The 9,655-nt window shown below is 58.4% G+C and carries 10 protein-coding genes; 5 read left to right on the plus strand and 5 right to left on the minus strand.

All coding sequences use genetic code 11. The features are described from left to right. The coding region (locus ACH2ED_RS01870; protein ID WP_395088499.1) for a helix-turn-helix domain-containing protein at nucleotides 1-111 on the minus strand (111 nt) is incomplete at its 3' end. A gap of 63 nt (nucleotides 112-174) precedes the next feature. Then, nucleotides 175-801 carry a hypothetical protein gene (locus ACH2ED_RS01875; protein WP_395088490.1) on the minus strand — a complete coding sequence of 209 codons (627 nt, stop codon included), beginning with the start codon at nucleotides 799-801 and terminating at the stop codon, nucleotides 175-177. Nucleotides 802-897: 96 nt separating this feature from the next. Here ACH2ED_RS01875 and ACH2ED_RS01880 point away from each other — a divergent pair, with 96 nt between their 5' ends. Then, the gene (locus ACH2ED_RS01880) at nucleotides 898-1,695 is read left to right on the plus strand and encodes an SDR family NAD(P)-dependent oxidoreductase (protein ID WP_395088491.1); all 798 of its coding nucleotides are present in this window, start codon (nucleotides 898-900) and stop codon (nucleotides 1,693-1,695) included. Here ACH2ED_RS01880 and ACH2ED_RS01885 read toward each other — a convergent pair. After that, entirely contained in the window at nucleotides 1,692-2,648 is a 957-nt protein-coding gene (locus ACH2ED_RS01885) for a DPP IV N-terminal domain-containing protein (protein WP_395088492.1), read from the minus strand. The genes ACH2ED_RS01880 and ACH2ED_RS01885 overlap by 4 nt on opposite strands. Nucleotides 2,649-2,770: 122 nt before the next feature. On the opposite strand from ACH2ED_RS01885, the gene ACH2ED_RS01890 reads away from it, so the two are divergent. From ACH2ED_RS01890 to ACH2ED_RS01905, 4 genes are all read left to right on the plus strand, one after another. Beyond that, nucleotides 2,771-3,706 carry an aldo/keto reductase gene (locus ACH2ED_RS01890; protein WP_395088493.1) on the plus strand — a complete coding sequence of 312 codons (936 nt, stop codon included), beginning with the start codon at nucleotides 2,771-2,773 and terminating at the stop codon, nucleotides 3,704-3,706. A gap of 304 nt (nucleotides 3,707-4,010) precedes the next feature. Next, a complete protein-coding gene (locus ACH2ED_RS01895) occupies nucleotides 4,011-5,462 on the plus strand; it encodes a hypothetical protein (protein ID WP_395088494.1) in 1,452 nt (483 codons plus the stop codon). An 8-nt stretch (nucleotides 5,463-5,470) separates the two neighbouring features. Further along, nucleotides 5,471-6,052: a hypothetical protein gene (locus tag ACH2ED_RS01900; RefSeq protein ID WP_395088495.1), complete on the plus strand. Its 582-nt coding sequence runs from the start codon at nucleotides 5,471-5,473 to the stop codon at nucleotides 6,050-6,052. A gap of 45 nt (nucleotides 6,053-6,097) precedes the next feature. Beyond that, nucleotides 6,098-6,655 carry a hypothetical protein gene (locus tag ACH2ED_RS01905; protein ID WP_395088496.1) on the plus strand — a complete coding sequence of 186 codons (558 nt, stop codon included), beginning with the start codon at nucleotides 6,098-6,100 and terminating at the stop codon, nucleotides 6,653-6,655. 35 nt (nucleotides 6,656-6,690) lie between these two features. On the opposite strand, the gene ACH2ED_RS01910 is transcribed toward ACH2ED_RS01905, so the two are convergent. Both ACH2ED_RS01910 and ACH2ED_RS01915 read right to left on the minus strand, forming a co-directional pair. Further along, the gene (locus tag ACH2ED_RS01910) at nucleotides 6,691-8,658 is read right to left on the minus strand and encodes a DUF5722 domain-containing protein (RefSeq protein WP_395088497.1); all 1,968 of its coding nucleotides are present in this window, start codon (nucleotides 8,656-8,658) and stop codon (nucleotides 6,691-6,693) included. Between the two features lie 6 nt (nucleotides 8,659-8,664). Next, complete coding sequence (locus ACH2ED_RS01915) at nucleotides 8,665-9,441, minus strand: 1,4-dihydroxy-6-naphthoate synthase (protein WP_395088498.1); 777 nt, start codon at nucleotides 9,439-9,441, stop codon at nucleotides 8,665-8,667. Nucleotides 9,442-9,655 lie beyond the last annotated feature (214 nt).

Consider the following 9,655-nt stretch of genomic DNA (forward strand, 5'->3'; position numbering starts at 1 on the left):
GCGCTGTTCAAGCAACTGATTGTAGAGCCAGCGGCATTCTTCAAGGGTTCGGTTCATAGCCAACTCTTGAGAAGCGGTGGGGTACAGCCTGTACTTGAATTGCCTAAGCATAAATCACCATATCGCTTAGAGACAGAATTGTCAAGCATCAAGCACGGCGATTCACCTACACGGCTAAAGCCGGTGGCCCTCTCGCCGAGGTTCCGGTAGAGTCGCGGTGACAAACAGCTCCTGGTTATTCGGAAAGACAAACTTCGTCTCTACACCCAGCTTCAGAGTCTGTACCTGCCACTTTTCCTTATTCACCTGTGCTGCCACTGCAACAGTCTTGCCGTCGCGGTTCAGATGCGGAATCACAGTGACACTCTGTTGATCGGTCGTACATCCAATCGCGATTCGGCCTTTTGAGTTGCTGAAAGTAGAGATCACAGGATGAATTTCTGGCTTGCCTTTCTGCAAAAATCGCATCGTCAGCTGAACGCTTTTGGGCTCGACATCCAGAAGCGCCAGAAGAGTCCTAACCTCACCCAGAGCCTTCGGTGTTCCCTGAATAATAATAGTATGATCCGCATCGCTCGCCAGTATATTTGACAGATCAACGGGCCGCAGAGTAAGGTGAGTCTTGCCCAGCTTCAGAGTTCGGATAAGATCGAACTCCGCAAACAAGTACATTAACTCAGGGGTATCGAGTAACAAAATAAAAGCTGTGGGTTCCAGGTGTATCAGTTCAATCTTTGCGAGACTTAGCTTCTCCTGAGTCTGTGTCAACAAAACCATGGCGGGGGGTGGGGCAAGTAGCATTTTCGATCCTCCGTTTTCTTCGACTCCTATTTTAGCCCAGACTTCATTTTTTGGCTTCAGAAGGAAAAAGCAAGAGCCAGCGCGAAACGGTTTGCCATGGAAACAATGGACTTAGCAGGCAAAGTGGCCTTGGTGACGGGCTCGGGACGAGGCTTAGGCCACACGATGGCGACGCGGCTGGCGGCGCGTGGAGCGATTGTGGCGATTCATGACATCTCGCACACCGCCCCCGCAGAGTTTGGCGAGCACGCGGACTTAGATGCCTCGGCGGTGGCGGCGGGCGCGAAGCTCGGAGTGGTGGGTGATGTCTCTAATGAGAGCGATGTGGCACGCTTTATTGCCGAGATCGAGGCGGCGCTGGGACCAATTGATATCTTGGTGAACGCGGCGGGCGGCGATATTGCGGCGGCGGGAGGAAAGCCCAAACCCAACGATGCGCTGGGAGTGAAGCTGGTGGACATGCACGCCATGCTCAATCGCAATCTTATCGGGACGATTCTGCTCTGCCAGGCTGTGGGCCATAAAATGGCCGAGCGCAAGACGGGCGCAATCGTTAATATCGCCTCCAGCGCCGCACATATCGGGCGCGACGATGGGGTGATCTACGCGGTCGCAAAAGCCGGGATTGTGGAGTACACGCGCTGCTTGGCCTACCAACTCCGACCCCATGCGGTGCGCGTGAACGCGGTCAGCCCCGGCCCCACCCGAACCGCGCGCTTCGATGCCACGCGACCTCTCGACCCAGCAATGACAGTCACTGAGGGAACGCTAGACCGCTACGGCCTTCCTGAGGAAGTCGCTGATGGCGTGATCTTTCTTTGCTCCCCTGAGGCGCGCTTTATCTCCGGGCAAATTCTGCGCGTGGATGGTGGCCTTCAGCTCTTCGCGGCCTAAAGCGACGGAACTGACCAACGCGGGTCGCTGCTATTGCCTGGAAACGTCACGAGTAAGGCAAGATTGCTACCATCGGTCGCCATCCGGTAGAGCTGAAATCCCTCGGATCGGCCACTCATAAAGATAAGGGTTTTGCCGTCGGGCGAGAACGAGGGGTTATAGTCTGGCCAGGCATCATTGGTCAGGCGCTTGACACCCGCACCGTCCGTGCCCATTGCGTAGATCTGATAGTTGCCGGTGCGGCTGCTCTCAAACACTATCGCCTTACCATCGGGAGAGAACGAGGGGTTTTTGTTGGCCCCCACACTACTGGTCAGCGCTGTCAGGCCAGTGCCATCGGTGTGAATGGCGTAGAGCTGGGCGGCCTCTTCCTCTCCCCGCGCGAAGATGATGACTTTACCATCGGGAGAAAGAGCCGGGTTGAAGTCGCGCTGGGTTCCAAAGGTGATACGCATCACCTCGCTACCGTCCATGTTCATCGTGTAGATCTGAGGAACATCCCCTGTGTCGCGGGTACTCTCAAAGACAATCTTCTTGCCATTGGCGAAGAACGACGGCCCCGAATCGGACCAGGCGCCATTCGTGAGCCGTGTCGGGTTGCTACCATCTGCATTGATGGTGTAGAGCTGACCGCTATTGCTATCGCGCGTGCTGGCAAAGACGATCTTCTTGCCATCGGGGGAAAACGCGGGACGGTAGTCGTGCCAGTCGCCCTCGGTGAGACGCCTGACTGTCTTCCCATCGGCGCTGGTCAGATAGAGCTGGTAGCGGCCTGTGCTACTATTCACAAAGACAATCTGCCCCGTCAGCGCACTACTCGCCCCGGAGCCACCCGAGCCACCGCTGCCCCAGAGCCCTCCGATACCGGGCTGGAGGCCGCTGCCACATCCCGTAAAAAACATCGCTCCCAGAACGATAAGAACTATGTCGTTAAAAAACTGCCAACGTTTCATCGCTTGATCACCTTAAAGAAATTTATATCGTTTACCCTTTAGTATCAAGAAGCATACCAAAAAAGCTAATTCTCAAAAAATCTAGCGCAGGGATTGTGGCGCTCTCTGTGGAAAAAGCTCCTATGCAATTTCGCTTACTGGGGAAAACAGGCCTTTCAGTCTCCGCACTGGGCTTTGGAGCCGCACCACTGGGTGGGCCGTACGGCCAAGTCACACAGGCTGAGGCGACGCAAGCCGTGCGTGTGGCGCTGGAGCTGGGCATCAATTTCTTCGACACGAGTCCCTGGTACCAGGCCTCCGAGGAAGTTCTCGGGAGCGCACTGAGCGGCGTCCCGCGCGCGAGCTATGTTCTGTGCACCAAGCTAGGCCGCTACCCGGACACGCAAAAGCCCAGTGGACACTTTGACTTCTCGGCAGCGCGCGTGCGCCAGAGCGTAGACGAGAGCCTGCGCCGCCTTCGAATGGATCGGCTCGATATCGCTCTATGCCATGATATCGAGTTCGCCGAGGACTTTAACCAGATTCTGGAGGAGACGCTCCCCACGCTCCGTGAGTGCGTGGCAGCAGGCAAGGTGCGTTTTGTGGGTGTGAGCGGCCTGCCGCTAGCGATCTACCCCAAAGTGTTAGAGAGGTCAAGTATAGACGTTATTTTAAGTTACTGTCATACATCACTTAATGACAATAGTCTCTGGGATTTAATTCCTTACTTAGACGAAAAATCGGTTGGGGTCATCGGTGCATCGCCGCTCGCCATGGGTCTTCTCTCCGACTCCGGCCCCCAGCCCTGGCATCCCGCGCCCGAAGCGCTCCGGCTTGCCTGCCTTCAGGCGCTGGCCTGGTGCAAAGCAAACGGCTTCTCGCTGGCAGAGCTTGCCGTGGCCTGGACACTGCAAAATGCGCCCGTCGCCACCACTCTTGTCGGCATGACAAGTGAGAAGCAAGTACGCCAGAACGCTGCTACTGTGGGAGCCGTGCCGGATCCTGAGGCTATTGAAGCCATTCAGACCATCCTCGCACCCGTCCAGCGCCTTACCTGGCCCAGTGGGAAGCGGGAATAACTCCGATGGAGAGCTGGCACTTCGAGCTACTGGGAGGCGCAAGCAACTGGAGCCGGAAGGTGTCGCGCCAGGAAGCGTGTTGATTGCCAACCGTACACAGGGGTAAAGAGTTACCAGCCCCATAAACTACCTCGCTGGGTTGCCTGACGCACTATATTGCAAACTACGAGGGCAAGGACTTCGCCGGGGCACTTGCGGCGGCGGGACGGGCCGTTCCGTAGTAGCCGCCGGTTTCCAACCAGCGGCACGTTCGCGAATGGTTCCGGAGCCGAGTGCCTAAGTTTGGCTTATAATAGGAGCCACTATGCAGCTATCGTTGATGCGAAAAGATCCTATGGATCGGACATTCTCCGGGGAAGACCTGCGCTCGCTGGTGCAGCTTCTCCTCGATGCCTGTGCGCTCGCGGGCAATGCGACGCCTCAAGTGGCACTCACGGCGACTCTCTGGGGCTTTGCGCGCGTACACGGCGAGGGGTTGCGTGCGCAGCTTGCCGAGGAGCTGGGCGAGGGCGTGCGTCTGCGTGACCCGGACACCCTGGAGCTCACGACACCGCTGGATCTGACGAGCGGCTCGGCGCCCGCAGCACTGGCAACCTATCTGGAAGGGCTCACTGAGTTCCATGAGGAATCGCTTCTGCTGGAGCTGCGCCTGCGCTTTGCTCTGCCGCAGGAGCAAGAGGAGCGCGCTTTTGTGTTGCACGGCGTTCTGGAGCGAGGCAAGTTTGTGCTCCAGGGACTCTGGCGCACCGGTGAGGGGGATTTTCAGGACGATACGTACCAGTTTAACCCGTGGCCCGACGAGAAAAAACTCCTGCAAAAGCTCCATGATTTCTCGCGGAGTGAGGGCGCACTGGATGCTGCATTCTGCAAAGAGCTCTTCCCGAATCGTAGCACCAAGGCTGCCGGAGGAGCGGTTGTCTGGCTGCTCAGCTATAAGACACCACAAGAGTGGTGTCAGCGGCTGGGCGTGACACTGGGGCTCTTTCTGGGGTTGTTGGCACTGATCACCAGTGCGGTGGCTCCGTTTCTGAGTGTCTTTCTCGGATTTGGACTCGTCCTGAGTGGGCTGGCATTTCTCGGGGTGCTGGGGCTGCGCCTCTACATGATTTATTACTGCCGTACCCAGATGAGTGCGATGAACAAGCGCCTCTACACCGCCCCGCTGGTCTTTACGCAGGCGGATCTCTCGCAGGATCCTGTGGCGCAGGGCGATATTGCGCTGCGGAAGCTCACCCAGGATATCGAGGCACTGGGAGCGCAGTGTGTCGGGGATGTCACGTCGTCGTCTTTGCCGACGGAAATGGGGGCGTTTTTACGGCTCTTCTGCACCGACGATGGCACGGCACTGATGCTGGTTCTGCTGCATCACAACAATCAGACTCAGGTGCGACCGTCGAAGGCGAATTTCTTAATCCGCACGGAACTGGAGAACGGGGGGCGCTGCGTGACGGTCAACAACGACGGTGGCTACCGCAAGCCGTTTCCCGGTCTCTCGGTGGTGGCGCGGGTTTTCACAAAAGCGCGGCACCCTGCGGATCTGCTACGAAAGCACCGGCATGTTCTGGCGCTCACCGAGCAGCGCCAGGGTACGCGCCGTCGCCCTCTCGCGCCTCACGAAATCCTGGAGACCGAGGTGCTCTACCATGAGCAGCTACGCACGGTGATCCAGAAAGTCGGCTACTTCGGCTGGGGCGATGCCTTTCGGATGAGCTTTCAGAAACCGTTATTGCAGTACCAGCAGGATGAGCTGGACTGAGGATACACATGAACACCGTGACGTGGCAGTGGACGATAGCCGATCAGGAGGCCTGGTACCAGCTCGCGCTGGAGGAGCCGGAGTATCGGGATAAGTGCCGGAACTACCAAGCAGGCTGGGCGCTTGCAGGGGGCTTTCTGGCGCTGGTGGTTGCGATTGGTACGGTCTCTCACTGGCTGTTGGCGCTGGGGATAACTCTGTGTGGTGCCGCTCTCGCGTTTGTTCTCGCGGGAGTATTTCTGCGCCTCTATGCCCGCCAAGGACGGCGGCAGTGGTTTCAGGCGCAGGCAAAAGATTCGGATATCCAAAAGTGCTACACCCTGATTCTGGAGCCCGACGGCGTGCGGGTGGTGCTGGCCAACTCAGAGCACCGGTACCGTTGGTGCGTCGTCGAGCAAGCGGAGCTACTGCGCCACGGGTTCCTTCGCTTTAGTATCGAGGGTCAGGTCTGGCACCTGCCTCCCAGCGCCTTTGCCGACACCCTCCAGCGCGATGCCTTTCTTGCCAATTTTGCCCAGCTCCAGAAGTCAGAAGGAGCGGCGCAGGCTAGTGGTGGTTGGTGGCGCCAGGGGCAGGGAATCGTCGGCTAGGTTTTAGTGCTCGCAGGAGCAGCAGATCAACGGAGTACAACAACGATGAACCGCGTGACTTGGCACTGGAAAGAAGACGATCTTGCGCTCTGGTATCAGACATGCCCTACGGATGAAGCCTACAAAAAGCAGTGCCGTCGGTGGCAGAATTCTTGCACGTTGGCCGCTGCCTGGATTGGGCTTTCTCTGGTGCGTTTCCTGGCCGGGAGTAGCTGGGGCATCCTTGGTGTTATTGTCGGAATCGCAGCAGTCTATGGCACTCTGGGGTGGTATCTCCGTGGAGACAACCGCTTTGTTCGGAACCAGTGGTTTCGTCAGGCACGCAAGGAGTTCGATCTGTCGGAGTGGTTCACACTGGTTGTTGAGCCCGAGGGCTTCTGGATTCTCCAGGAAGGTGCCGAGGACTGGTACGCACGGGCGAGTCTTGAGTCGGTGAATGTCCTCCCTGGCGGCTTTGTCGCGATTCTACTTAAGGGGATGGAGGAGCCCTTTGCGATTCCCCCCAGTGCCTTTGCCGACACCAGCCAGCGGGACGCCTTTGTCCAGCGGCTCACGGGAGGCAGTGGCCCCTGGTGGCAACAGCGCTCGGGAGTGGATGTGTGAACCTCCCTCTTCGTCCTCTCCACTTTTGACACCGACTACGTGCCGGCCAGAATAGCGGGGGCGAGCCAGGTGGCCCAGCAGTAGGCTTCTTTTTCGTTGGCGTCGGTGGTGAGGGTGAGCGTAATCGTGCGGCCCGTGTAGGGCGTGAGGTCAATCGCGTGGGGGTAGGGCTTGCCGCAATCCCTAACTTTGGTGCTCCAGATTTCTTTGCCGTTAACGTGGATACTAAACGTGATGCCATTGGGCGAGGACTCCTTGGCGCTATTGAGAACCTCGAAGCGGAGCGTCAGGCGCTTGGCTTGCGGGAGCGTGACAGGGAAGCGGGCCTCGGCGACTCCGACGGCTTTCGGGTGCTGGAAGAGGCCCTTGATGCGCTTGCCGCTTTGGGTCTTCTCCTTCACCTCGCGCCAGTCTAGGCAGTTGGTAGGTATCGCGGTCCAGAGCTGCTTGACCCCGTCCCAGACCACCTCACCTGAGTACAGGCTCTCGGTGCCAACACCCGATTTTTCTCCAATGCGCTTGGTGGTGGGTTTGGCGTCGTCCCAGCTCTTGAGGCCGGTTAGGGGGAGCAGCGGCGCGATAGTGGCGGCCCACTCGGGGGTCTCGGCTTTCTGAAGCACCGTCCACATCGGGCGGCGGCGGCCCTCTAAGTCCCGCAGTCCCAGCTTGAGGCCGCCTTCTCCGGGGTGATCCTGGTGCCGGTGCAGGATAAACGCATCTATTCCGGGCATCTGGCACACTTTCTCGAAGGCGTAGGCGTAGGCTGCTGCCTGGATCTTCTCCGCTTGCTCACCGCTGCCCTTGCAGTTGAAACCCTGCTCCGAGAGAATCACCCGCCGCGCGGCGTTATTGACTTTTTGGCCGGGCAGATTCAGATAGGCCAGCAACACTTCGAGGTTCTTGAAAGTAATAATCGGTGTGTCAAAGCCCAGCCCCGCGTCTTCGTCGTCCCAGAAGATCGGGTCAAAAAGCCCTTGCGGGTACGGGTGCTGCGCGATGTGCCAGTCAAAATCCCCCTCGGCCTTGCTGAGCGCATTCAGGTCATCTACGAGCTGCCTGCCAGGCATCGTCCGATCTGGCGCTTCGTGGCGGTCAGTCCAGTAGTAGTCCATAGAAATATAAACGCGCAGGTCTTTATGGACGCTTTTTACTGCCAACCACGCCAATCTTAGCGCATCGGCATACTCTCGCACAACGGTTTCGCCGGTGGCTTTTCCCAGGTTGTACCAGTGCCAGTGGCTCTGGACTTCGTTGCCGATAATAAAGCCGCCCACGCGTCCAAAGCGCCCCTCGGGCTCCGTCCAGCGCCTGGCGAGAAACTGCAAGAGCCCGCGATAGAGCCGCTCGCTTTTCTCATTGCTCAGATTAAACGCCGAGAGCGGATTGGCCGCGCCTTTCTTGTCGCACTTGGGGTGGATGAGCAAGTCCCCGTCGGCGGCGTCCCGGGGAAAGTAGTTGAGGAAGATCACGGTCACTAAGATTCCGGCCTGCGTAAACGCCCGCACTTCGTCGTCGTAGCGGGCGAGTGTGCCTGCCGCGAGGGGGATCTTCTCGCCGTCCACTTCCATGAACTCCACGGGGCCACCGTATGGGCCGCCAATTGCGGGCAGAAGTACCTCGCGGATACTTAAGTTCATCCCGACATGCTTTGCCCCCAGCGCGACGGCATCGGCGCGATCTACCACGCACTGGACACCTTTGATGCTTTTTGGCCACGGCAGAGGGTTTGTCCGCACCGCCGGGTCCGTAATCTCCGTCACCCACTGTGGCGATTCGGACGTACGGGCACGAAAGCGCCAGAAGAGCCGATCTCGTCCGGTAGTGTCGAAGCGCGGGAGCATGAAGTTCTTCCCCGCGACACGCTCGGGCACAAGCAGCTCCCACACCGCCGCACCCACCCCCTGCCCGAGCAATGCACTAGGCATCTGCTTATCGGAGCGGATAATAAACGTCAGAGACTTCGCATCGGCGCGGATGCGGGCAATCGGCGAGGGTGTATCCATGGCTGATTATACTTGCTGCGAGAAGAAGAACTCCACAGCAGCGCGGCCCTCTTTGCCCAGATCCTGAGAGTATTCGTTGACATAGAGCCCGATATGTGCCTCGATCACGCCATCGGTGAGATCTTGCGCGTGCTGACGGCAGAGCGCCAGGGCTTCGGTGCGGTGGGTGTCGGCCCAGGCGAGGCTCTCGCGGATCAGGGCGGCGATAGTGTCGGAGAGGTTCAGAGCGTGGCGGCAGAGAATCGCCCCGAGCGGGATGGCGTAGCCCGTCTCGTTTTCCCAGTGCTCGCCCAGATCCTGGATCAGCGTCAGGCCGTCGGTTTCGTAGGTGAAGCGTTTCTCATGGATCACCACGCCCTGTGTTCCGGGGACATTTCGCAGCTCCTCGTAGAGCGTGTCGAAGGGCAGAAAGCGCTTTGTTGACTTCGTGGTTTTGAGCCAGAAATCCAGGAGGAAATGGGCGGTGGTCTGAATGCCCGGCGCGAGAATCTCCGCGTTCGGGTCGAAAGCCTCAGCGCCGTTTTTGAGCAGCAGAGGCCCGCAGCCACGGCCCAGCGCTCCGCCCGAGGAGAGCAAGTCGTAGGTTTCGCGGAGCGCGGGGTAGGCGGCGTAGCTGATCTTGATGACATCGAACTGTCCGGTTAGTGCTGCTTCGTTGGCGGCCTGCACATCGAGAAATATCGTCTCAAAAGTAAGCTCCAGGTGCGTCACTTTCCCGAGCAGAATACCCGCGAAGATATACACATCATTCGGGCACGGCGAGATACAGAGAGTTAGAGTCATGATTAAATCTCCAAGGAAACCCCTGCCTTTAGGCAGGGGATGAATTGGGAACCGCATGGAAAGTTCTGCGATTGATTCTGAAATATTGTTTGCATTCTGTTTTCTTTTGTGATATACTTTCCGGCAGTAGAGTTTTCGCTTTGTGGCTCGTCCCCATAAAGTCAGGAACTTACCTTTGGGTCAGACAGCAACCCGCAGCAGTCGGGTAAGGCAA

It is taken from the genome of Armatimonas sp. (assembly GCF_043757465.1).
GTDB lineage: Bacteria > Armatimonadota > Armatimonadia > Armatimonadales > Armatimonadaceae > Armatimonas.